At 66.8% G+C, this 425-nt stretch carries 1 protein-coding gene; it reads right to left on the bottom strand.

Features of this window, described 5'->3' with window-relative positions; translation table 11 throughout:
• A partial coding sequence (locus AC1DHL_RS29960; RefSeq protein ID WP_478164362.1) for a Rossmann-fold NAD(P)-binding domain-containing protein occupies positions 1-425 on the bottom strand: 425 nt, incomplete at both ends.

Genomic DNA, 425 nt, shown 5'->3' with positions numbered 1-425 from the left:
ACGATGGTCACGCCGTGCTTGACCACTGTCTTGTCGGCTTCGGACAGCGGGCAGTTGCCTCCCACGCCTTCCGGGCCCTTGCCCGCAGCGATGTCCACGATGACCGAGCCCGGCTTCATCGACTTGACCATCTCCTCGGTGATGAGCGTCGGAGCCGCACGGCCCGGGATCAGCGCGGTGCTGATGACGACGTCGGCGAGCGCCACGCGCTTGGCGACCTCGATCTTCTGGCGATCGAGCCAGCTCGGGGGCATGGGCCGGGCGTAGCCGCCGACACCTTCGGCGGCTTCCTTCTCCTCGGCGGTCTCGTAGGGCACGTCGATGAACTTGCCGCCCAGGGACTCGATCTGTTCCTTGACGCTGGGACGTACATCGGAAGCCTCGATGACGGCGCCCAGGCGCTTGGCGGTGGCAATCGCCTGCAA

It is taken from the genome of Variovorax sp. 10L426 (assembly GCF_056395305.1).
The sequence above is the reverse complement of the archived record's forward strand: the minus strand, read 5'-3'. Positions and strand labels throughout refer to the sequence as shown.